Origin of the sequence: Streptomyces sp. BB1-1-1, from assembly GCF_031597775.1 — a bacterium.
In the GTDB taxonomy this organism is placed as follows: Bacteria; Actinomycetota; Actinomycetes; order Streptomycetales; family Streptomycetaceae; genus Streptomyces; species Streptomyces thinghirensis.
Genome location: NZ_CP134203.1, coordinates 7,669,161 through 7,690,950, shown reverse-complemented (window position 1 = coordinate 7,690,950; position 21,790 = coordinate 7,669,161). Strand labels below are relative to the sequence as shown.

General features: G+C 71.8%; 19 protein-coding genes and 1 pseudogene. 5 read left to right on the top strand and 15 right to left on the bottom strand.

Translation table 11 applies throughout. The annotated features are described in order from the left end of the window. Positions 1 to 18: 18 nt before the first annotated feature. A complete protein-coding gene (locus tag RI578_RS35265; RefSeq protein WP_310874856.1) occupies positions 19 to 639 on the top strand; it encodes a TetR/AcrR family transcriptional regulator in 621 nt (206 codons plus the stop codon). Then, positions 636 to 1,241, top strand: coding sequence for a GNAT family N-acetyltransferase (locus RI578_RS35260; protein WP_310874855.1), 606 nt, complete (start codon positions 636 to 638; stop codon positions 1,239 to 1,241). Before RI578_RS35265 ends, RI578_RS35260 begins: the two co-directional genes overlap by 4 nt. 19 nt (positions 1,242 to 1,260) lie before the next feature. On the opposite strand, the gene RI578_RS35255 is transcribed toward RI578_RS35260, so the two are convergent. After that, a complete protein-coding gene (locus RI578_RS35255; RefSeq protein WP_310874854.1) occupies positions 1,261 to 2,286 on the bottom strand; it encodes a LacI family DNA-binding transcriptional regulator in 1,026 nt (341 codons plus the stop codon). 154 nt (positions 2,287 to 2,440) lie between these two features. Continuing rightward, positions 2,441 to 3,016: a TetR/AcrR family transcriptional regulator gene (locus RI578_RS35250; protein WP_310874853.1), complete on the bottom strand. Its 576-nt coding sequence runs from the start codon at positions 3,014 to 3,016 to the stop codon at positions 2,441 to 2,443. Positions 3,017 to 3,308: 292 nt separating this feature from the next. Between RI578_RS35250 and RI578_RS35245 the strand changes: the two genes are divergently transcribed. Then, entirely contained in the window at positions 3,309 to 4,460 is a 1,152-nt protein-coding gene (locus RI578_RS35245; RefSeq protein ID WP_310874852.1) for a serine hydrolase domain-containing protein, read from the top strand. A gap of 6 nt (positions 4,461 to 4,466) precedes the next feature. On the opposite strand, the gene RI578_RS35240 is transcribed toward RI578_RS35245, so the two are convergent. The 9 genes from RI578_RS35240 to RI578_RS35200 all read right to left on the bottom strand — a co-directional run bounded on the left by RI578_RS35240 (position 4,467) and on the right by RI578_RS35200 (position 18,383). After that, complete coding sequence (locus RI578_RS35240; protein ID WP_310874851.1) at positions 4,467 to 6,116, bottom strand: helix-turn-helix domain-containing protein; 1,650 nt, start codon at positions 6,114 to 6,116, stop codon at positions 4,467 to 4,469. A 107-nt stretch (positions 6,117 to 6,223) separates the two neighbouring features. Further along, positions 6,224 to 7,330, bottom strand: a complete 1,107-nt coding sequence (gene menC, locus RI578_RS35235) for an o-succinylbenzoate synthase (RefSeq protein WP_310874850.1) — start codon at positions 7,328 to 7,330, stop codon at positions 6,224 to 6,226. Continuing rightward, the gene (locus RI578_RS35230) at positions 7,327 to 8,235 is read right to left on the bottom strand and encodes a GNAT family N-acetyltransferase (protein WP_310874849.1); all 909 of its coding nucleotides are present in this window, start codon (positions 8,233 to 8,235) and stop codon (positions 7,327 to 7,329) included. Before RI578_RS35230 ends, menC begins: the two co-directional genes overlap by 4 nt. Continuing rightward, entirely contained in the window at positions 8,232 to 9,383 is a 1,152-nt protein-coding gene (locus RI578_RS35225) for a M20 family metallopeptidase (RefSeq protein ID WP_310875942.1), read from the bottom strand. Before RI578_RS35225 ends, RI578_RS35230 begins: the two co-directional genes overlap by 4 nt. Before the next feature lie 70 nt (positions 9,384 to 9,453). Beyond that, a complete protein-coding gene (locus RI578_RS35220) occupies positions 9,454 to 12,789 on the bottom strand; it encodes a serine hydrolase (RefSeq protein WP_310874848.1) in 3,336 nt (1,111 codons plus the stop codon). Positions 12,790 to 12,838: 49 nt separating this feature from the next. After that, a complete protein-coding gene (locus RI578_RS35215; protein ID WP_310874847.1) occupies positions 12,839 to 13,840 on the bottom strand; it encodes an ABC transporter ATP-binding protein in 1,002 nt (333 codons plus the stop codon). Beyond that, positions 13,837 to 15,759: a dipeptide/oligopeptide/nickel ABC transporter permease/ATP-binding protein gene (locus RI578_RS35210; RefSeq protein WP_310874846.1), complete on the bottom strand. Its 1,923-nt coding sequence runs from the start codon at positions 15,757 to 15,759 to the stop codon at positions 13,837 to 13,839. The genes RI578_RS35215 and RI578_RS35210 overlap by 4 nt, the downstream gene beginning before the upstream one ends. Continuing rightward, the gene (locus RI578_RS35205; protein ID WP_310874845.1) at positions 15,759 to 16,763 is read right to left on the bottom strand and encodes an ABC transporter permease; all 1,005 of its coding nucleotides are present in this window, start codon (positions 16,761 to 16,763) and stop codon (positions 15,759 to 15,761) included. Before RI578_RS35205 ends, RI578_RS35210 begins: the two co-directional genes overlap by 1 nt. A 12-nt stretch (positions 16,764 to 16,775) precedes the next feature. Next, on the bottom strand, positions 16,776 to 18,383 hold the full coding sequence (locus tag RI578_RS35200; protein WP_310874844.1) for an ABC transporter substrate-binding protein: 1,608 nt from the start codon (positions 18,381 to 18,383) through the stop codon (positions 16,776 to 16,778). A gap of 377 nt (positions 18,384 to 18,760) precedes the next feature. On the opposite strand from RI578_RS35200, the gene RI578_RS35195 reads away from it, so the two are divergent. After that, positions 18,761 to 19,117, top strand: coding sequence for a hypothetical protein (locus RI578_RS35195; RefSeq protein ID WP_310874843.1), 357 nt, complete (start codon positions 18,761 to 18,763; stop codon positions 19,115 to 19,117). 85 nt (positions 19,118 to 19,202) lie between these two features. On the opposite strand, the gene RI578_RS35190 is transcribed toward RI578_RS35195, so the two are convergent. Next, positions 19,203 to 19,619: a hypothetical protein gene (locus RI578_RS35190; RefSeq protein WP_310874842.1), complete on the bottom strand. Its 417-nt coding sequence runs from the start codon at positions 19,617 to 19,619 to the stop codon at positions 19,203 to 19,205. 413 nt (positions 19,620 to 20,032) lie between these two features. Then, positions 20,033 to 20,521 carry a GNAT family N-acetyltransferase gene (locus RI578_RS35185; protein WP_310874841.1) on the bottom strand — a complete coding sequence of 163 codons (489 nt, stop codon included), beginning with the start codon at positions 20,519 to 20,521 and terminating at the stop codon, positions 20,033 to 20,035. Positions 20,522 to 20,588: 67 nt separating this feature from the next. On the opposite strand from RI578_RS35185, the pseudogene RI578_RS35180 reads away from it, so the two are divergent. Beyond that, a pseudogene (locus RI578_RS35180) lies at positions 20,589 to 20,770 on the top strand (IS5/IS1182 family transposase); the annotation flags it as partial. A gap of 106 nt (positions 20,771 to 20,876) precedes the next feature. Here RI578_RS35180 and RI578_RS35175 read toward each other — a convergent pair. Next, positions 20,877 to 21,368 carry an SRPBCC family protein gene (locus tag RI578_RS35175; RefSeq protein WP_310874840.1) on the bottom strand — a complete coding sequence of 164 codons (492 nt, stop codon included), beginning with the start codon at positions 21,366 to 21,368 and terminating at the stop codon, positions 20,877 to 20,879. Continuing rightward, a complete protein-coding gene (locus tag RI578_RS35170) occupies positions 21,365 to 21,757 on the bottom strand; it encodes a metalloregulator ArsR/SmtB family transcription factor (protein WP_310874839.1) in 393 nt (130 codons plus the stop codon). Before RI578_RS35170 ends, RI578_RS35175 begins: the two co-directional genes overlap by 4 nt. Between the last annotated feature and the right edge of the window lie 33 nt (positions 21,758 to 21,790).

The window sequence follows — 21,790 nt, the reverse complement described above, 5'->3', positions numbered from 1 at the left end:
CGAACGGAGAACCGGCCGATGCCCAAGCGCGTGGACCACGCGGAACGGCGCACCGAGATCGCCGAGGCCCTCGTCCGGGTCGCCGACCGACGCGGGCTGCACGCCGTCGGGATGCGCGATGTGGCGGCGGAGGCGGGGGTGTCGCTGCGGCTGGTGCAGTACTACTTCCAGACCAAGGAGAAGTTGCTGCTCTTCGGGCTCGAACTGCTGGCGGAGAGATTCGGGGAACGGGTCGCCGCCCGGGTACGGGCCGCCGGGGACGGTCCGGGTCCGCGCGCGACGGTCGAGGCGTTGCTGATGGCCGCGCTGCCGACAGACGACGAGAGCCGCACCTTCCACCACCTCTACACCGCGTACGCGGTTCTGTCCGTGAACGACCCCGCGCTCGCGGCCCAACCCTTCATCAAGAACCCTGATGCCGCCGAGGATGCCCTGACCGAACTCCTCCGGCAGGCGCAGGAAGCGGCACTGCTCGAACCCGGTGTGGACGCGCGGTTGGAGGCGGCCGGCCTCCTTGCCATGTCCGCGGGACTCGGCACCGGCATCCTCGTCGGCCAGCGCAGCCCGGAGTCCGCGACCACGGTCCTGGACCACCACCTGAACCGTATCTTCCGCACCGGTGATGAGGCCTTGACATGAGTGACCGGAGCCCGGCAGCCGTGGAGCTGCAAACCGCCCGGCTGTCGCTGGGACGCCCAACCGCAGCCGATGTCGACGCGATCTTCGCCGTCCACCGCGACCCTGAGACCTGTGCCCACAACCCGTCCGACGCGCTCGCCCGGTTCGAGGAAGCAGAGGCGCTCTATCAGCGTTGGGACGACCAGTGGCAGCAGTACGGATACGGGTACTGGGTCGTCCGTCGGCACGGCTCCGCTCAGCAGCTCGGATTCTGCGGAATCAAGCCCATGGAACTGCACGGAGCCCCGGTCCGGAACCTCTTCTACCGCTTCGCCACCTCGGCCTGGGGCCAGGGCTTCGCCGGTGAAGCCGCAGCCGCGGTCGCCAGCTGGGCGTCCCATCATCTGCCCGACATCCCGCTGATCGCCCGCGTTCGACCGGCCAACGTCGCTTCTCAGCGCGTGGCGATACGCGCCGGGCTCGGCCGAGCACAGCATCTCGACACCGAGGGGTACGACGGCTTCGACTGGATCTACATGGCCCAACGAGCGAACGGGGCCACAAGCGGGCGCGCTCGCACACCAGGGCTCCGAGTTCCGAACGAGGCTCCCCGGACTGGTTGATGGCCGGTCACGATCCGCATCAGGCCGATTCGCGCACGACGAGGCCCGTCCGGAGGATGTCGTGCGTCTCCGGAGGTGCGTCAGGAGTGCCGATCAGCCGGTTGAGCAGCCGGGCGATCTCCCGCGACGGCATGTAGTCCATCCGCACGGTCGTGAGCCGGGGCCGGAGCAGCCGCCCGATGAGCAGATCGTCGGCACCGACGACCGCGACGTCCTCCGGCACACGCTTCCCCGAGTCCTGCAAGGCGCGGACGGCGAGCGCGGCGTACTCGTCGTTGTACGCGAACAGGCCGTCGATCCCCTCGTCGGCGCACTGCCGCGCCCAACGCGTCGCCGCGCCCTCGTCGAGCGCGAGGTCCTGCCGTACGACGGTGACGGCGTCCCGCGCCCGCGCGCCCTTCTCGGCGCCTGCCAGCCGGGGCTCGGCGAATCCGCGCAGCGAGGCGTCGGCGGGCACGATCACGCCGAGGGCCCGGCGGCCGGCCGCGGCGAGATGTTCCACCGCGCGGAACCCGACCTGCTCCTGGTCGGCCACCAGCGCGTGCGCGCCCGGAACCGGCACCGGGCCGCAACCGAGGACCACCCCGACGCCGGCCTTGTGCAGCACGGTGACGGCGTCCTCGTCCATGCTGTCGTCCATCAGCGACAGCACGGCGTCGGGACGCAGCTCGGCCCAGCGCCGGCCGGCCTCCGCGCCCCGCGCCCCGGTAGGTCCGTAGAGCACGGCGGTGTGGCCCAGTTCGGCGAGGGCCTGCTGGAGGTCGGCGTAGGCGTGCGCGAACAGCGGTCCCACGGTTACCGCGGGCGCGGTGAGCAGCACGATCCCGCTGTGCCCGGCTCGCAGGGCGCGCGCCACGGCGTGCGGCACATAACCGAGCTGCCGGGCCGCGTCCCGCACCCGCTCGCGAGTGGCCTCGCTGACCCTCCCGCCCTCGGTGTTGTTGAGGACATAGGAGACGGTGGCCCGGGACACCCCCGCTACGCGCGCCACATCACCACTGGTGGGCGGGGCGCCGGCGGCGCGGGGCGAGGGCGTGGAGGCCATGCCGGTCATCATCGCAGAAGGACCTCGAGTCCCGACGCGCCACCCGTGGCGGGGCAACGCTCGGACCGGCGGCCGAACGGAGCCGGAGATGATGGACCGAGGCCGATGCCCCCGACGGCCGGCCAGTCCCGGGCTTCCGGTCAGGCGGTGGCGATCAGCCTTCGCGCGTGACGGTCACGCCCGCGAGCAGCGCGATGAAGTCCCGGAACGCCTGGGGCATGTCGACCTCGTCGGGTGCGAGCAGCCACTGGTACTGCAGGCCGTCCATCACGGCGGTGACCAACGGGGCCACCTGCTCGGGCGTGAGCCCTCCGGGCAGGCGGTCGCCGTACTCGGCTCGCAGCAGGGCGGCCATGGTCTCGCGCACGGTCACGTAGCGGCGGGTGAAGAACTCGCGCGCCGGGTGGTCCTCGGTGACGCTTTCGCCCAGCAGGGCGGAGAAGGTCTGGATCACGGTCGGCCGCATCGCGTTGTAGTCGACCAGCGATGTCAGCAGGTCCAGTCGCCACTGGCTGTCGGGCATGGCGTCCCACTGGTCCCGCTCTCCGAGGACGGCGATCAGCAGCGCCTCCTTGGTGGGGAAGTAGTGCAGGAGGCCCTGCTGGGTGAGCCCGACGCGCTCGGCGATCGCTCCCAGGCTGGCTGCCCGGTATCCGCGCTCGGCGATGACCTCCAGCGCGGCACGGAGAATCTCCGCGCGCCGCTCCTCGCCCCTCGTCCCGGCTCCCACTGCGCCCCTTCCCGAAGATGACCGCGCCCGCCGGCGCCCGTCGGCCCAAGGGGACCGTACGTCAATCGCTCGCGAGGTGAGGACAACGACCATACCGATCAACAGGCGCCGGCCCGCGCCTCCCGTTCGTCGGCCCCGATGAGTGCCCCGCTCCGCCTTGTCGCCCGCGACGAAGCGGGGGCCGGGCGGCTGCGCCTACCTTCCGGACATCACCGGTTCGAGAAGGCGGGCAACCGCTGTGCCACGCGGTGCGGCCGTTGCCGCTGATGGCAGCAACCGAAAGGGGCAGCAGATGGCAGTGCGCACAGCACGGATCGGCGCGGTGGGCCTGGTGGCGGCGGCTGTGACCGCGGCTTCGTTCACCTCACCCGTGGCGGCCGGCGTCGGCCCGGGACATGCTCGGACCCAGCAGGCCATGGACGCCGCGGTCAAGGACGGAGTGCCCGGGGTCACCGGGCAGGTCAATGCCGCGTACTCGGTCTGGATGGGCACCTCGGGCGTCGGGAACCTCAAGACGGGCACACCGCGCTCGGTGGTCGACCGCTACCGGATCGGCAGCATGACCAAGACCTTCGTCGCGACCGTGATGCTCCAGTTGGACGCGGAGGGCAGGATCGACCTCGACAGCTCGGTCGACACGTGGCTGCCCGGTGTGGTCCGGGGCAACGGCAACGACGGCCGCCTGATATCCCTGCGGCAACTGCTCAACCACACCAGCGGAATCCCCAGCTACACCGCCGACCCGGAGTTCCTGGAGCGGGGATTCACCGAGAAGTTCCTGGAGCACCGCTACGACACCTACCCGCCCGAGCAGTTGGTGGACATCGCCATGCGCCAGAAGCCGCTCTTCGACCCGGGCACGGCCTGGAGCTACTCGAACACCAACTACGTCCTGGCCGGAATGGTCATCGAGAAGGCCTCGGGCCGCCCGTACGAGGAGGAGATCAAGCGGCGCGTCATCGAGCCGCTCGGCCTGTACGCCACCTCCGTCCCCCGCACCGCCTCGTCGATGCCGGCGCCGAGTTCGCGTGCGTACTCCAAGCTCTCCCTGGCGCCGCGGCCCACGGACCGGACGTACGACGTCACCGAGCTCAATCCGTCCGCCGCGGCCTCGGCGGGCGCGATGATCTCCACTTCCGGTGACCTGAACCGCTTCTACTCGGCCCTGCTGGGCGGCAGGCTGCTGCCCGCGAAGCAGCTGGCGGAGATGAAGACCACCGTCCCGGTCAGCGGGGCCGGCCTGATCACGGCCTACGGACTGGGGCTGATGAAGTTCTCGCCGTCCTGCGGTGCCGTGGTGTGGGGGCACGGCGGCAACATCCAGGGATCGGCGTCCCAGGCCGTGACCTCGGCGGACGGCAGGCACTCGCTGGCCTTCAACTTCAACGGCGACTGGGCGGGCGACAGCCAGGCGGTCATCGAGGCGGAGTACTGCCCGAAGTGAGCGCGATCAGCGTGCGGACGTGCCGATGCGGCGCAGCAGGCGCAACTGCAGCATCAGTGCGAAGCGGACGTCGGGGTCGGTGAGGTCGGCCCGGGCGACTTCGGTGGCGCGGCGCAGGCGGTAACGGAAGGTGTTCTGGTGGACGTACATCGCGTCGGCGGACGCCGGGACGTCGCCGAAGGCGTTGAGCCAGGCGCAGAGGGTGTCGACCAGTTGGGAGTCGTGCTCCTGGTCGTAGGCGAGCAGCCGGGCCAGCGGGCCGGTCGGCGGATCGCCCCGCTCGGCTGCGAGGTCGGCCAGGTCGAGCAGGAGTGCCTCGACATGGACGTCCGAGATTCGGGCGAGCTGCCGGGCGCCTCCGTTGGTGCGCAGGACGCGCAGTGCCCGGTCGGCTCCTTCCCGGGAGCGGGCCAGGGCGCTGCCGTCCTGGGCCGCGGGGCCGATGCCGATCAGCGGAGTCAGCCGGTCGCCGATGCGCGTGAGGAAGTCGGTGCCGGTACGGGCCGCCCTCTCCTCCGCGTCCCGCTGATGCGGTGGCACGGGGAGGATGCCGTACGCGACGTCACCGACGAGCGCCGTGGCCGCGCGGGCGTGGATCGCGGAGAGATGCACGGCGAAAGCGTCGGCCAGGCGCTGGCGTTCGGCCGTGTGCTGGGCGTGCAGATCGGTGGAGCCGGTCAGCTCGGGCGGGTCCGGCACGGCCAGGGCGAGGACCACGCCCGCGTAGTCGGTCAGGCCGAGCCGGCCCAGCGCCTCCGCGGCGCCCGGCCCTCCTTCCAGGGCGGTGGAGACCAGGTCGGCGCGGAGTCGGTGCTCGACGTCGGCGCCGGCCCGCAGGCGCAGCATGTGCAGGGCCACCAGTTTGGCCGCGTCGTGCAGTGCCCGGCCGCGTTGCTCGGTGAGCGGGGTGTGGGTGACGGCCCAGATGGAACCGAGGAGTTCGTCGCCGGCGCGTACGGCGATGGCGGCGCGCGGGATGTGGAATCCGTCGGTCTCGGGTGGGTCGACGTGGACCGGCTGGTCGCTGCGGTAGAGGGAACGGAAGATCCCTCGGTCCTCCAGGAAACGGGTGAAGCGTTCGGGCACTTGGCGGCCCAGTACGGTTTCCACGCGTGAGGGGTCGGCCTCGTCCTGGCGTCCGGAGAAGGCCAGGACGCGGGAGCTGCGGTCCTCGATGGTGACGGGGGCGTCGAGGAGTGCGGCCACCGCGTTGGCGAGGGCGAACAGGTCGCCGGAGGGTGTGCCGCCCAGCGTCTGCGGGCCCTCCTCGCCGACGTCGCCGTCCGCGAGCAGCGAGCGCAGCAGTGCGGCGAGCTGGGCCCACGAGGCGCCGCGGGTCAGCGCGAGCAGCGCCACCCCGGAGCTCTCCGCCGCCGCGGTCACGACGGCATCGGCCGGCACCGGGGCGCGAACCACCAGCGCCGCGGCGCCGGCGTCACCGAGAGCGGTGAGCAGCCGGGCGGTGTCACCCGCCCCGTGGACGCCGATGCCGAGCACCAGCGCCTGCCGGGGCAGCACCGGTTCGTCCAGTGCGTCGTGGATGACCACCCCGCCGATCTCGTCGGCCGTGTCCGGGGCACCGCACACCAGGTCGAGCAGGGTGGTGCCGAGGTCCTCCAGGACCCGTCTGAGGCTGGCCCGCGGTTGTGTGTTCACTGTGCCCCCGCACCTCCGGTCCCCCCGGACAGTGGTCGCAGCCGTTCTTGGCCGGTGTGGACGGGATTGTGCGGTGTTCTCGTCGGACACCACAAGCCCCTCCCCCGTCACAGGGGGATCCACTCGGTCTCGACGGTGACCTCCTCGAGGACGTCGGGGAGCGGCACGACTCCGAGTCCGGGGCCGTCGGGGACCGGGAGGTGACCGTCGGCCAGGACGAACGGCTCGGTGATGTCGGTCCGGTAGAAGCGGTCGGAGGCGGAGACGTCGCCGGGCAGTGTGAAGCCCGGCAGCGCGGCCAGAGCGACGTTCGCGGCACGGCCGAGGCCGGTCTCCAGCATGCCGCCGCACCACACCGGCACGCCGTGCGCGGCGCACACGTCGTGGATACGGCGGGCCTCCAGGTAGCCGCCGACCCGGCCGGGCTTGACGTTCACGATGCCGCACGCGCCCAGGGTGATCGCCGCCGCGGCGGCGCGGGCGGAGGTGATCGACTCGTCCAGGCACACCGGTGTGGACAGGGTCCTGGCCAGCCGCGCATGGCCGAGCAGGTCTTCCTCGTCCAACGGCTGCTCGATCAACAGCAGATCGAACGCGTCCAGTTGGGCCAGGTGCCGGGCATCGGCAAGGGTGTAGGCGGTGTTGGCGTCGACCTGGAGCAGCAAGTCGTCGCCGCAGTGCTCGCGTACCGCACGTACCGGCTCGATGTCCCAGCCGGGCTCGATCTTGAGCTTGATACGGCGATACCCCTCCTCGAGATAGTCGTCCACCGCCTCGACCAGCTCCGGCACCGAGTCCATGATGCCCACGGACACCCCGCACGGCACCCGGTCGTGGACGGCGCCCAGCTCGCGCGCCAACGGCACTCCCCGGGCACGCAGTTCGGCGTCGAGTACAGCCGTCTCCAGCGCGGCCTTCGCCATCCGGTGGCCCCGGAACGGCGCCAGTGCCGGGAGGACGCCGGCCGCGTCCAGTCGCCGGCACCGCCCCAGCGCGGGAACGAGGAATCGGCGCAGCACGTCGGCGCACGCGGCCACGTACTCCGGGGAGTACAGCGGGTCGGCCATCGCCACACACTCGCCCCAGCCCTCGGCGTCGGTGCTCACCGCGCGCAGCAGCAGCGCCGTGCGCTCCGTCTGCGTACCGAACGAGGTGCGGAAGGGGGCCACCAACGGCAGCCGGATCCGGCGGATTTCGACTCCGGTGAGCTTCACTGTGCGTCCTTGTCTTCGAGGAGGTACCAGCCGGCGCGGTCGAATCCCGTCACCTGCCACCCGTCGGCGAGGAGCCCGCCGAGGACGTCGCGTACGGCGGAGCGCCAGGCCGCGGCCGACCGCGGGTCGCCGCGGCGCAGCGCCTCGATGTCCTCCGGTACGGCGACCAGGGACCGCGGCCCGGAGACGGGAAGGGCCAGCGGCCGCCCGTCGGACGTGGCACCGAGCGCAACGGCGGCGCCGCCCGCGCGTTCGGCCACGGCGTCGGTGACCCGATGGCGGCCGTGGCAGGCAGCGGCGGTCTCGGGTGCGGCCAGCCGCCACTCCACCAGGAGCCGGTCGGTGTCGTCGGCGCCGTTGATGCCGTCGTTCATCGGGCCGTAGAAGTTGGGCAGGTACTGCGCGGGCCGGGCGGCCAGCTTGCCGATGTTGAAGTAGGCGTTGCGCCGTACCAGCGGATCGAACGTCCAGGACACCTGGGTCGCGCCGCGCTGGAGCGCCCAGCCGCGCTGGTGGGTCTTGAGGGCGAATCCGACACTGCGGCCACGCATCCGGGCGGAGACGCCGGCGATGTGGCTGTGCAGGGTGCCGTCGGGCGGCGGGCCGAAGAAGCCGATGCAGGCGCCGACCAGTTCGTCGCCGTCGTCGTCGAAGGCGGCCGCGACGTAGCTGCCCGCCTTGTCCATCGCACGCAGCAGTTCGGTGGTGGCCAGCGCGTTCTCGCCGGCGGGTTTCCAGATGCCTTCGAAGAGCCGGCAGGCCGCTTCCAGATCCGCCAGGGCACTGATCGGCCACACGTGGCAGCCGGCCGCGTGCGCGGCCGCGTCGGCCGCGGCCAGCGCCTCCGCCACGAGCCGGTGGCCCGCTTCGGGAGCGAAGGGAGTGGCAGCGGACATGTCCGTCATCGGGTGCTCCCGCCGAGCGTTGTCGCGTCACTGTCGCGCGCGGCGGTCCTCGGGGCCGCGGCGAGCAGGTCGCCGACGAGTGCCGCCAACAGTGCCGTGCGGCGCGGGAGGTCCGCGACGAGCACGTGCTCGTCGGGGGCGTGCGCGCCGCCGCCCACGGCGCCGAGTCCGTCCAGGGTCGGGATGCCGGCACCCGCGGTGAAGTTGCCGTCCGAGGCTCCCCCGACGGCGGCGGCCGTGAGCGGGCCGATGCCCAGCTCCGCGGCGAGTTGCCGGGCGCGGCGGTAGAGCGCGTCCGATGCGGCAGGGGGCAGGGGCGGCCGGTTGGGTCCGCCGGTCACCTCCACCGTCGCACCGTCGAGTACGGGCCGCAGTCGGTGGAGCGCGGTGTCCACCCTGGTCTGTTCCGCGGCGTCGCGCACGCGGACGTCCACGGAGAACCGGCCGTGGGCGGGGACGGTGTTGGTGGTGGTTCCGGCACTCAGCAGTGTCGGAGTGACCGTGGTGCCCGCGTCGATGCCGGACAGTGCGGCGACCGCGAGCACCTGGTGGGCGGTCTCGACGCCGGCGTTCACTCCGCGCTCCGGTTCCAGTCCCGCGTGGGCGGCCCGGCCGTCGACCCGTACCTCGTACTGGGAGACTCCCTTGCGTTCGGTCTTCAGCGCGCCGCCGTCGGCGGACGCCTCCAGGACCAGCGCCGCGGCGCAGCCGGCCGCCTCGGACTCGATCAGCTCCCGCGACGACGGAGAGCCGAGTTCCTCGTCGCCGGTGACCAGGAGGGTCAGCCCGTCGAGGGCGCCGGCGCCGAGCGCGGCGACGGCGTGGAAGGCCATGACGAGTCCCGCCTTCATGTCGAAGCAGCCGGGCCCGCGCAGCACGCCGTCGCGGACCGTGAACGGGTGGGCTGCAAGGGAACCGACGGGCCACACCGTGTCGTGGTGGCCGAGCAGCAGGACGCGCCGGGGGCCACTGCCCAGACGCCAGCGCAGATGGGTGCGGCCGTCCACCGTGATGACGTCGGGTGCGGTGCCCAGGTACGGTGCCGCGACCGTGGCGACCGCCCGGGCGCTGCGGGCCACGGCGTCGAGGTCGGCCGAGGGCGACTCGGTGCGTACCAGATGTCCGATGTCGTCGATGACGGCGGGCAGTACGGCCTCGAAACGGGCCACGGGGACGGGCTCGTGCGGTGACGCCTGAATGCCGTGCGGCCGCTGCACGTCAGGACACCTTCGGGGTCGCACGGACGCCGAAGTGCACGTACCGCTCACCGGTCGGCAGTGCGTAGAAGGTGACCGGGGTCCATGACCGGCTGCCGGGGAGCTTCACGACGAAGAGGTCGTCCGACACGGGCACCAGGTCGCCCTCCTGCACCGGCTCGGGCACCAGGGCGGCGAGTGGGCCTGTCACCGTGTGGCGCAGTCGCAGTCCGTCGGCGCCCTCGTCGAGGATCTCGATGCGCGCACCGGCCCGCTCGTACCGGCCCAGGTGGGTGTGGGCGTCCACGGTCACCGGCTCGACGGGCGGCATGAGCGGCCGCGGCAGGGCGACCCCGGCCAGCTCGGCGAAGATCTCCCTGAACAGTTCCAGGTACAGGTCGTGGGCGCCGCCGCCGTTGGTGAGCAGGGTGACGGCGAGGTTCCGTTCGGGCAGCAGGCGCAGGAACGCCGACTGGCCGATGGTGTTGCCGTCGTGTCCGAGGAGCCGGTGGCCGCCGCCCCCGTCGAAACGCATCCAGCCCAGCCCCCAGGAGTCTCCGAGGGAGTGCACGTCCGGCAGGTCGACCTGCTTCTCGGTCATCGCGTAGGCGGCCTGCCGCGACAGCACGCGGGTGCCGTCGGCGGCGATGCCACCGGCAAGGTGCATGCGGGCGAAGGCCAGGACGTCGGAGGCCGACGCGGTGATCAGTCCGGCCGGTCCGGCGGAGCGCGGCAGTCCCCACGCCGGCACCGGCCGCGGGTCCTCGTCGCCCGGGGCGTCGTGGCCGATCGCGGTGCGGAAGCGCAGTGCCTCCTCCGGCAGCGTGACGGTGTGCGCGAGGCCCAGCGGGGAGAACAGCCGCTCCTTGAGGGCGCCGTCCCAGCTCGTGCCGGTGACCTTCTCGATGATCCGGCCGGCGAGTACGAAGCCCGAGTTGCAGTACGAGAACGTCGCCCCCGGCGGATGAATCCGTGCCGCCGCGCCCAGCTCGTCCACGTAGCGCTCGACGCAGTCGTCACCACGGCCGGTGTCGGTGAAGATGTCGCCGTCGATGCCGCTGGTGTGTGTGAGCAGGTGCCGTACGGTGAGCTGTTTCGCCGTGTACGGGTCGGCGAGCCGCAGCTCCGGCAGGACGTCGGTGAGGGGGGCGTCGAGGTCGAGCCCGCCCTCGTCGGCCAGCTGCATGATCACGGTGGTGGTCCACACCTTGGTGATGGACCCGATCTGGAAGAGCGAGTCCTCGGTGGCCCGCACGCCGGTGTCCTTGTTGAGCACACCGTGGGCGGTCAGGGCGAGTTCGTCGCCGCGGGCGATGCCCAGGACCGCGCCCGGTACCCGGTGCCGGGCCGCCAGCTCGCCGAGCCGTCGCTCCCAGTGCACGGCGTCCAGTGGGGTACGGGCCGGACGTCCGGGCCCACCGGCGTGGCGCTCCACCCAGTCGACGGTGCGACGGGCGAGGTCGACGCGGTGGGCGGGCGGTCCGTCGAGCAGGAACAGGTGCGACCCGCCCGGGTAGAGCACCAGCCGGGTGGGCACGCCCCGCGCCCTGAGCGCCGCGAACCACTGCTCGGCCTGCCCGACTGGACAGCGTTCGTCGGCCGCGCCGTGCACCACCAGCGTCGGAGTGCGGACCTGCTCCACCCGCGAGTACGGGGAGAGTTCGGCGTATCGCTCACGGTTCTGCCACGGCGGGCCGCCCAGTTCGGTCGCCGCCAGCGGGTGGGCCTCGTCGCTGGTGCCGCACATGCTGGTGAGGTCGCTGACCGCACCACCGGCGACTGCCGCGGCGAAGCGGTCGTCACGGCTGGTGAGGTAGCAGGTCATGAAGCCGCCGTAGCTGTAACCGGCCACCGCCAGTCGCCGCGGGTCGGCGATCCGTTCGGCGACCAGGGTGTCCAGCGGTTCGAGGAGGTCCGGCGCGTCGGCCGTGCCCCACGCTTGGCGCGCGGCGGTGAAGAACGCCTCGCCGTACCCGTCGCTGCCACGGGGGTTGAGCAGCAGCACCGACCAGCCGCGTGCCGCCAGCACCTGGTGGTACGGGTGGAAGGGGTCCGCTGCCCCGTTCCAGGCGTTGTGCGGCCCGCCGTGGATGTCGAGCAGCAGCGGTGCGGGGCACGTGGTGGCCGGGTCTCGCAGCAGCCAGCCGTGCACCCTGGTGCCGTCGGAGACGACGAACTCCCGCTCCCGCGACGGGAGTAGCTCCACCTCCCCCAGTTCCGCCCCGTGCCGGGTGAGCACCCTTTGTCGGCCGGTGGACACCTCGACGGTGGCGATCTCGCCGTACGAGGTGGGAGTCGCCAGGACGAAGGCCGCGGTGTCGCCGGCGGTGGACAGGCCGGAGACGACACGGCCCGCACCGCCGACGAGCGCGCGGGGCGCGCCGCCGTCGGCGTCGGTCACGTACAGGTGGGTGCAGCCGCGCTCCCGAAGGCAGAACAGCAGCCACCGGCCGTCGTCGGCCGGCCGGGGCAAGGCCCCCGGGTAGCCGGGGCCACCGGGCATCACGTTGCGGTCGAGCCCGGCGGTGAGGTCGGCGGGCGCGTCGCCGCGCAGCGGGACGCGCAGCACGCTCTGGTGACCGAGCGCGGTGTCCGTGCGCCCCACGACCAGCAATGCCGCACCGTCGGCGGTCCAGTTGACGGCGTACGCGGTGCCCTCGCCGGAGCCGACCGGCCGCGGTTCCGCGCCGGTGGCCGGGCGGTCCACCACGTACGCCTGGGAGCGCAGGGTCAGGTCGGCGTCGGCGCCGCGTGCCGCGCAGAAGGCGAGACTGCGCCCGTCCGGTGACCAGGCCGGCGTTCCCGCGTGCCAGTCGCCGTGGGTGACCTGCCGGACCGCGCGGCTGCCGACATCCACGAGGTGCAGGTGGTTGCGGACCGTGCCCCACAGGCCCGGACCGTCGGCCTTGTAGCCGAGCCGGTCCGTCACGACCGGGGCCGGGGTGTTTCCGGGAGGGGCCGTCCCGCGGTCGCTGTCGACCGGGGCCGGGAAGGCTATCGCGGTGCCGTCCGGGCTCCACACCGGCGCACCGGCGCCCGCGGGAAGGTCCGTGACCGGCTCGGGTTCGCCGCCCTCGGCAGGGAGCAGCCACAGCTGCGGCGGGCCGTCGCCGCCGCGCAGGAAGGCGATCCACCGGCCGTCGGGAGACCACGCCGGCGCGGTGTCGTCGGGTCCGCGGGTGAGCCCCCGGGCCGCGCCGCCGCCGGTCGGCACCGTCCACAACGCGCGGTCATCGCGGTCGTTTTCGCGGTCGGCGGTGCGCAGCACGTAGGCGATGCGCGTGCCGTCCGGGGACAGCGCCGGCTGCTCCGGCAGCGCGATGGCGTAGAGGTCGTCGAAGCCCAGGCGTCGCGTCACGGTGTGCTGTCTCCTCGTGGACGGAGTGGATGGGAGTGGCTTACGGACGTCACAACACGCCTTTCGCGTACGGCGGTTGCGGCAGGGCGAGGTCGACGGCGGCCGCGAAGTGACAGGCGGCCCGGTGCGGTCGTGCCGCGGCGTCCTCGGCGGGGTCCCTGGTGCGGCACACCTCGCGCCCGGCATGGAAGCGGGGGCCCGCGGGGCAGCGGGGGTGGTAGCGGCAGCCGGGTGGCGGGTGGTGCGGGTCGGCGGGCTCGACGGCGGTGAAGGCGACCGGGTCCGCGCCGGTGTCCGCCGCGGGGAAACGGCTGGGCACGGCGGCGAGCAGATCGCGGGTGTAGGGGTGGCGTGGGTCGGCGAGTACCTCCTCGGTGGGACCGGCCTCGACGATCCCGCCGAGATACATCACGGCGACATGGTCGCTGAGATAGCGCACCACGGCCAGATTGTGCGAGATGAACAGCATGGTCAGCTTCATCCGGCGCTGCACGTCGCGCAGCAGGTTGAGCACGGTGCCCTGGACGGAGACGTCGAGGGCGGAGGTGATCTCGTCGGCGATCACGGCCTGCGGCCGCCCGGCCAGTGCCCGGGCGAGTGCCACCCGCTGCCGCTGGCCTCCGGAGAGCTGCCCGGGCAGCATCGGGGCCCGGTCCGGACCGAGACCGACCTGCTCCAGCAGGTGGGCGACCTCGGTACGGCGAGCCGCCCTGCCGCGGCCTCGTTCACGCGGCAGGGCCTCGGCGATGGAATCCCCGATACTCATCCGCGGATCGAGGGAGGAGTAGGGGTCCTGGAAGACCATCTGCAGCGGCCGGCGCCGCCCGCGCAGCTGTCGTACGTCGGTCCCGTCCAGCAGGACGCGGCCCGACGCGAGCGGGGCCAGTCCGACCGCGGCGCGGGCCAGCGTCGACTTCCCCGAGCCCGACTCGCCCACCAGGCCGACCACTTCACCGGCCGGCACGGTCAGGTGCGCGCCGTCCACAGCGGTCAGGGCCCGGCGCCGGGACCCGTAGCGCACGCTCACTCCCTCGAAGACGAGCCCGCTCACGCCGTGCCTCCTGTCGTGGTCTCTTCGGCCAGTGCGCTTACGTCCCGGACTGGGTGCCAGCAGGCGATCCGGTGTCCGGCGGTGTACGTGACCGGCTCGGGGTCCGCACCGCGGCACCGGTCGTCGGCGTGAGGGCAGCGCGGGGCGAACGCGCAGCCTTCGGGTATCTGGCCGGGCTCCGGCGGGCGGCCGGGGATCACGGCCAGCGGGCTGTCCCGGTCGGTGCCGAGGTCCGGTACGGCAGCCAGGAGGGCCCGTGTGTAGGGGTGCCGGGCACCCGTGAAGAGTTCGGCTGCGGGCAGGTCCTCGACGACTCGGCCCGCGTACATGACGAGCACCCGGTCGCAGGTCTGGGCGACGACCGTGATGTCGTGGTTGATGAGCAGGATGGCGGTGTCCCGCTCCGCCCGTACGTCGGTGAGCAGGCGCAGCACCTGCCGCTGCACGGTGACGTCGAGGGCGGTGGTCGGCTCGTCCGCGATGATCAGCCTGGGGTCGCCCATCAGCCCCGCCCCGATCATCGCGCGCTGCCGCATGCCCCCGGAGAACTCGTGCGGATACTGGCGCGCACGCCGCTCCGGAGCGGGTACGTGCACGGCGCGCAGCCGGTCCACGGCCCGCGTGAACGCGGCGCTCCTGGAGAGCTGTTGGTGGTGTTCGGCGATCTCGGCGAGCTGCCGTCCGACTCTCATGACCGGGTTGAACGAGGACATCGGGTCCTGGAAGACCATCGCCAGCGAGGTGCCGAGCAGGAGGCGCAGTTCCTTCTCGCCGGTGTCGAGCAGCGGCGTACCGGTGAACTCCAGTCGCCGGGCGGTGATGTGGGCCGGTGGGTCGACGAGCCGGGACACGGCCATCGCGGTCAGGCTCTTGCCCGAGCCGGACTCGCCCACCACACCGACGGCCTCGCCCGGGTGTATCGCAAAGCTGACCCCGCGTACCGGGGTGGTCCACCCCGCGGGCCCGGGGAAGGCCACCCGCAGGTCCTCCACCGTGAGCACCGGCTCCCCTTCACTGTCCGGCCGGTGCCCGGCGGTGCCCTGGGCGGGGGGTGGGAGGGGGCGGTGGCGGAGGCTCGGGCGCGACATGGTGCGTACGCCGAGAGCGGTGGCGGCGGCCTCGCCGAAGAGGTTGAACGCCAGGCCGGTGACGACGACCGCCACACACGGCGCGAGGGCGGGCGCGGGGGTGAGGCTGATCCGGTCCAGCCCCTCGCCGAGGAGCCGGCCCCAGTCGTAGTTGGGAGCCTGTACGCCCAGGCCCAGGAACGAGAGCCCGGCGAAGGCCGGCAGCGATGTGCCCGCGCCGATGGTGGCGTTGACGGCCAGCGGCTCGGCGATGTTGGGCAGGATGTGGCGTACCAGGAGCCGGGTCCGGCCGACGCCGACGGTCCGGGCCGCGGCCACGAAGTCCTGGCCGGCGACCGACGCGCTCAGTGTCTGGGTGAGCCGGGCGAAGGCCGGGGCCATCGCCAGTCCGATCGCCAGCACGGCGCCGGTCGCGCCCACACCGAAGACGACCGCGAAGAAGAGGGCGAGCAGCAGGCCGGGGAAGGCGACGGCGATGTTCACCACAGAGGTCACGAGACGCCCCGCCCGGCGCGGCAGCACCGAGGGTGCCGTACCGAGCACCAGACCCAGGACCACACCGAGGAAGGTCGCGGTGACCGCGAGCAGCAACGACAGCCGGGTGGCCACCAGCACGCGGCTGAGGATGTCGCGGCCCAGGTTGTCCGTGCCCAACGGATGTGCTTCGGACGGCCCTTGTTGGAGCGCGGACGTGTCCACCACGGAGGCCCTGTCCCCCCACAGGAACGGTGCGACGACGGCCAGTACGACCACGGCCAGCAGCAGAAGCCCGGCGCACGCGCCGACGGGGGTGCGGGCGGCCGCCGACCATCGGGAGCGGGGTGCGGACATCAGTCCTCTCCGATCGCGGAGCGCGGGTCGAGCAGGGCGAGGCCCACGTCGACCAGCAGGTTGACCACCAGCACTCCGGTCCCGTAGACGAGCACGATGCCCTGCACCACCGGGTAGTCCTTCTGCAGGATGGACTGCACGATCGTCGAGCCGAGGCCGGGCCAGGCGAACACGTTCTCCACGAGCACCGTTCCCGCGACCAGCGCCGAGAGCAGCAGGCCGCCGAGAGTGAGCGTCGCGGTCAGGGCGTTGGGCAGCGCGTGGCGCACGTACACGCTGCGCGGCGGCAGCCGCTTGGCACGCGCGGTGCGCACGAAGTCCCGGCCCAGGACTGACAACATCTCCACCCGGCAGATCCGGGCCAGCACCGAGGCGGGTCCCATGGCCAGGGCCACCACCGGCAGCACGTACGAGCCGGGCCCTTGCCGCCCGGCGACGGGGAACCAGTCGAGGCGCACCGCGAACACATAGGCCAGTACGACCGCGAGCAGGAACTCCGGTACGGCCGCCAGCAGCACGCTGCCCGAGGTGAAGGCCAGTTCGGCGCCGCGCCGGCGCCCGCCCCGGGTCAGTGCGGCCATCGCCGTGCCCACTGGTACGGCGATCGCCATGGCCAGTACGAAGGCGAGGCCCGCCAGTTGCAGGGTCGCGGGCAGCCGGTCGCCGATCGTCTGCGTCACGGGCAGACCGCTGATGGTGGAGCTGCCCAGGTCGCCGGTGAACAGCCCGCCCAGGAACCGCGGATACTGCTGCCACAGCGGGGCGTCGAGGCCGAGTTCCGCGCGCCGCGCCGCGACCATGTCCGGGGAGGCGGTGGTACCCAGTGCGGCGCGCACCGGGTCACCGGGGACGAGGTGGATCATCAGGAACGCCGCTGTGACGAGCACCCACAGCGACACCACCAGCCGGGCCGTGCGCCGGATGCCGAAGAGCAGCCACCGGTGTCTCCACCAGTCGGTGGCCGATGCCGCAGGCGCCCTCGGGACGGCCGTCGCAGTCGTCATCGAGCCGCCCTCCTAGTCGGCGTACATGCGGATGGAGGACGGGACGATCGTGCCCTGACTGACCTCGAAGCGAGCGGATGTGCCGAAGACGGGGGTGAGGGAGTTGTAGTAGGGCACCACGTTGAGGTGTTTGATCAGCGCCGTCTCGGCCTGTTGCCACCGCGGGCAGCCGGCGGTGCCGACCTGGGCCGAGGCCTTCCGCACGAGAGCGGCGTACTCGGGGTTGTCGACTCCGGAGAAGTTCAGGCCCTTCGGCGGCGTCGGACCGTCCATGAAGGGGACGAGCTGGTTGGGCGCGGTGAGTGCGATCGGGCCCATGGAGACGTCCCAGTTGCCGGACCCGAAGAGTGTGCTGTTCAGCGCGGGGCTGTCCGCCGGCTTCAGCGTGACCTCGGCCCCCAGGCTCTGCCACTCCTTCTGGATCAGTTCGGCGCCCGCGGCCATGCTGGGCCCGTTCTGGGTGCCGTACATCAGGCTCAGCGTGAGCTTCTTGCCGTTCTTGGTCCGGATGCCGCCGGATCCCGGCACCCAGCCGGCCGCGTCCAAGGCGGATTTGGCCGCCGTGAGGTCGTGCGGGGGGAGGTTGCCGGTGACCGAGTCACCGGTGCAGGCTCGTGGCTCGTCGGTGACCAGGCCCTGGGAGGGTTTTCCGGTGCCGTTGGTGATCACCTTGCCCACGTCGGACAGGTTCAGCGCCTGGACCAGCGCCCGGCGCACCGTCTCGTCCGCTGCGGGGCGGGTCCCGCTCTGGTTGAAGTACAGCTGGCCCAGCGGTGCCTGTACGTCGGCGTGGAACAGTTCCCGCGCGGCCGGCCGCTTCTGCTCGGGGCCGGAGATCGCCGCGGCGTTCAGCTCTCCGGACAACAGCAGGTTCGCGGCCGTCGTCTCGTTGGGGATCACCCGGATCGTCACCTTGTCCGGCAGCCCCTTGGCGCCTTGCCCGGAGGGGCCCCAGCTGTAGTCCTCGCGCCGGGTCAGCGTGTAGTGGTCGTTGGCCACGGACTCGGTCATGGTGAACATGCCGGTGCCGCTCCCCTTGCCGCCCTTGGCCAGTACCGTGCGGTCCTTGAGGCCGTTGCCGCAGGCGATCGGCACGGAACCGGCGTTGCGCAGCAGGAACGCGTCGGGGGCACCGCTGGTGAGCGTGACGGTGCGCTGCCCGTCGTCGGCCTCGGCGGTGGTGCCTGGCTGGATCAGCACGCCGGCCAGGGGTGACTTGTTCTTCGGGTCACCGATGTAGTCGATGTTGGCGGCCACGTCGCTCGCGGTCAGTTTCGAGCCGTCGGAACAGGTGAGGCCGGGCCGCAGCGTGAAGGTGGCCGTCTTGAGCGTCGCCTGCCACTTCTGTGCCAGCCCGGCCACGGGCTCGCCCTTGTCGCCGAGGTGGATCAGCGGGTCGTACAGGTAGCGGTTGATGCCGATGGCGATGGACATCACCGTCTTGGCCGGGTCGAGGCCGCCCGGGTCGGAGGCGTAGGCCGTGGTGAACGTCCTGCCGTCCGCCGGCTCGCCCTCCGCGCCGGCGCCCGCGCCGGATCCGCCGCCGCAGCCGCCGGCCAGGAGCGCGGTGGCCGCCACCAGAGGCAGCGCACGCCCGGCGGGTGCCGTGGCGCCTCTCATATCGACTCCCGCCCGTTCACGGAGGGGGCCTGAATCCCCGCGGGCGTCGCGGGCGGACGGTTGAGCTCATCCCATGCGGACATGCGGATCCCCACCTCCGAGGCTTCGAACCGGTGATGTCCGAAAGGTAGGACAGGGTCAGGGCTCGCACTTCGTCGTGCACGACAAGTCCGGGCGGCCTGGTTCATCGGCGCCGACGAACCAGGCCACGGGCACCGGCACCGGCTCGCGCGGCCCACGGTGCCCGGGCTATTCGGCGGCTCCGTCGCGCGGACCCGACACGGCAGACGCGAAGAGCCCAGGAGAAGGTGACTCCCCGTGGGGCGCCCAGCGCGCACTCTGCGGCCACGACCTGACGCGGATCCGGAGGAACCCGTATGAGTGACGGAATCGCCTGGATAGGAACCCATAACACCACAGACACCTCAGCCGCCCTCCCCGGCATGCTCGGCGGGGCCGGCTACCGGACGGTGGAGTCGATGCGGCCCGCACCCGACGAGGAGATCGTCTGCGTGACGACGAACCAGTGGAGCCCGCCGCAGCGGATCATCCATGCGCCGGGTGACGGGCACGCCTGGCAGGAGAACGGGCCCCGGCTGCCCGCAGCGGTGTTCACAGCAGTCGGCGACTACTGCGGCCTGTCCATCGATCAGGAAGCCGTTCAGGCCGGTGATCTCCCCGCGGTCTTGATTCCCATGGTCGGGGCGGCTGATGCGCGGTCAGCTCACGGATGACGGGCTGACCGTGGCGTGCCCACCAGCCAGCAGAGCAGACGCAACACGACGCAACACGACGTCCAAGCCCGCGCGTTCACTCGGGCTACGCGGTCTTGCAGAACTCCGCCAGTCCGATGTTGATGTGCTTCGCCTCGTCCTCGGTCACCTCGTGGGCGCTGCTGCTGAATCGCTGCTGCGCACTCCACTCCAGCCGCTCGGCTCCGCCGTTGATCGCCGCGCACTGATTGCGGGCGTTGTCGATGGCGTCTTCCTCGTCGGCGACCAGCACCGGGTTGACGTCGAACAGCACGGCGAGCACGTTGTCACGGGTCGCGCCGGTCGGCTCCGGAGGGATACCGGCCTTCTTCTCCGCGGCGGAGTCGTCGACACCGGGGCTCGCGGCCTTGGTGGTCGGGGCGGCATGGGTGGTGTCGTCCTTGTCGCTGTCGTCACCGCTGCTGCACGCCGACAGGGCGGCGAGGGCGGCGAGCAGGACGGCGGCGGTGACGGTGCGCTTCACGGTGTGGTCCCCCCACGGGTACGGATGTGTCTGGTGTGAGACACGGCCGGGGGACGGATGGTTGTGCCGGGCTGACCTTGAACACCGAGGCACAAGACCTACCGGCCGTTCAAGAAGCCGGTCGGCCCCGTCGTCGGCCAGCTCATCGACGCCCGAGAGCCGTTAACCCGCAACGACCTGCGGCAATGGCTCAGCCACAAACCCCCGCCAGCACCCGCTACTACGCCGCGATCCTGCGCGAAGCCCTCGAAGGCGACCGAGACGTCATTTACGGCCCTCACCCAGCGGCTCCCAGACATCCCTACGCCCACCGGGCCAACCCCCAGAAGGCTCGGAACGATGGGCGCCCGGGGCCAGCGACCACGTGGCGGAGGGCGACGCGTTCGTATCGGGATCCCCTGACGTGGCCGAAGTTACAAGAGTTCCTTACGCATCAACGTGCACATCGTTTCGTAGCGGCGCAGCGATCCATCCGGGGCTTGCTCGTGCCACGAGTCAGGCTGGCGGTCGTATGCGACATAGCCCAGTCGTTCGTACAGCGCCCGAGCCCGGGGGTTGTTCTCCTCCACGCCGAGTTCGGCTCGCCGCAGACCGCGGTTCATGATCCGAAGCTCTGCGGCTTCGACGAGGAAGGTGCCGATCCCGCATGATTGCAATGCCGGATGGACAGCCAGCTGCCACAGAGTGCCAACCCTCTCCTTGACTCGGTAGTCGACGCCACCCTTCGCAACGGGAATGTCCGTTGCCGAGCAGACCGCAAGATAGTCGACCTCGCCGAGCCGGGCACGCTCCAACTGCGTCGCGACGCTGGCCAAGTGGAGTTCGGACCCCGACCACCCGCACGACGCGAGGTCCGCATGCACGAAATCGCGTGCTGACAGCTTCACCACAACGTTGGTCATCCCCACCGCCTCCGACCAGCCAGCATCCATTCCCGTCACACGGGACGCAACGCCATTTCCCACCTGCAGGCCCTTGCAGGAGCTCACCGCCACCGAGAGGTCCCCCCATCAGGCACTGGCCGCATCGCGAGCGCCCGTCGAACGCGGCGCCACGACGCTGAAGTAGCGCATCCTCCGCAGTTTTGATGCAGCCCCAACCGCATGACATCAATCGACAAGGCCATACTCACGTCGGGGCGGCAACGCTGATGAGGCTCGCTGAACGGCGACCGTGCCGGCCGAACGTCCCTAAGTTCAGGCGGTGCACCGCGGTACGGGTCGCCGGAGCCTCCCAGGACCAGGTGAGAAGACAAGCTCAGGCCAGGGACTCGAAGTATGCCTTCTGCGCGGGGTAGTAGTCCTCGAAGTCGGGCTGTGGTCTGCCCGTGCGTGCGGCGGTGAGCATGTCCAGGTAGTACTCCCAGCCGGGGCCGGTCTGGCCGAGGTGCTCCGTGGAGGCGAGATGATGGACCAGTCGGAGTTCGGTGGTGCCGTCGCTCTCGGCCAGCAGCAGCTCCATCGACCAGGATCCGGCCTCGTCCTCCATCGAGACGGCGAGTCGGCGCGGCGGTTCGCAGGCTTCGATTCGCAGTGGGCACCAGGGTGCCGACTCCTCGAACATCATCTGCACTTCGACGGTGCGGCCGGCCGCCGCATGGCCGCGCCACGGGCCGAACCAGCGGGCGGTGCGCTCCGGCTCGGTGACACTTGCCCAGACGTCATCGGCGGAGGCGCGGTAGCTGCGGGTAAGGATCAGGTCGTGCCCCGTCGGCGTGGGGATGAGTTGTCCGGTGGGCTCAAGGGTCATGCCGTGTCCTCCTTGGAGTGGCGCGCGATGTGCTGATCGTTGGCGGGCTCAGCCCGATTGCGGTCCCGTCGGGTGCGGTGAACCTCGGTCTCCAACGCCGCCAGACGCTGCGACCAGTCGACAGGCTGGGTGTCGAACTGGGTGAGCCAGGCGGCTAGGTCACCCAGCCGCGAGCGGACGAGGGAGTAACGCCGATGGCGTCCGATGTGCTGGTCCCGGACCAGGCCGCTCTCCCGCAGCACGCGCAGGTGACGGCTGATCGCGGGCCGGCTGATGGCGAACCGGGCAGCAATGTCGCCTGCCGTCAGTGGTGTGCGGAGCAACATCATCAGGATCTGGCGGCGCACCGGATCGGCGATGGCGTCGGCCACCTTGCTCAGGTCGTCCACACCAGAAGCGTAACCCATAGGTTACGCGTCAGG

Excerpts from the sequence above, each read along its gene's own strand:
- RI578_RS35265 (WP_310874856.1), top strand. The coding sequence starts at position 19 with ATGCCCAAGCGCGTGGACCACGCGGAACGGCGCACCGAGATCGCCGAG.
- RI578_RS35260 (WP_310874855.1), top strand. The coding sequence starts at position 636 with ATGAGTGACCGGAGCCCGGCAGCCGTGGAGCTGCAAACCGCCCGGCTG.
- RI578_RS35255 (WP_310874854.1), bottom strand. The coding sequence starts at position 2,286 with ATGGCCTCCACGCCCTCGCCCCGCGCCGCCGGCGCCCCGCCCACCAGT.
- RI578_RS35245 (WP_310874852.1), top strand. The coding sequence starts at position 3,309 with ATGGCAGTGCGCACAGCACGGATCGGCGCGGTGGGCCTGGTGGCGGCG.
- RI578_RS35230 (WP_310874849.1), bottom strand. The coding sequence starts at position 8,235 with ATGACGGACATGTCCGCTGCCACTCCCTTCGCTCCCGAAGCGGGCCAC.
- RI578_RS35210 (WP_310874846.1), bottom strand. The coding sequence starts at position 15,759 with ATGTCCGCACCCCGCTCCCGATGGTCGGCGGCCGCCCGCACCCCCGTC.
- RI578_RS35205 (WP_310874845.1), bottom strand. The coding sequence starts at position 16,763 with ATGACGACTGCGACGGCCGTCCCGAGGGCGCCTGCGGCATCGGCCACC.
- RI578_RS35200 (WP_310874844.1), bottom strand. The coding sequence starts at position 18,383 with ATGAGAGGCGCCACGGCACCCGCCGGGCGTGCGCTGCCTCTGGTGGCG.
- RI578_RS35195 (WP_310874843.1), top strand. The coding sequence starts at position 18,761 with ATGAGTGACGGAATCGCCTGGATAGGAACCCATAACACCACAGACACC.
- RI578_RS35185 (WP_310874841.1), bottom strand. The coding sequence starts at position 20,521 with ATGACCAACGTTGTGGTGAAGCTGTCAGCACGCGATTTCGTGCATGCG.
- RI578_RS35175 (WP_310874840.1), bottom strand. The coding sequence starts at position 21,368 with ATGACCCTTGAGCCCACCGGACAACTCATCCCCACGCCGACGGGGCAC.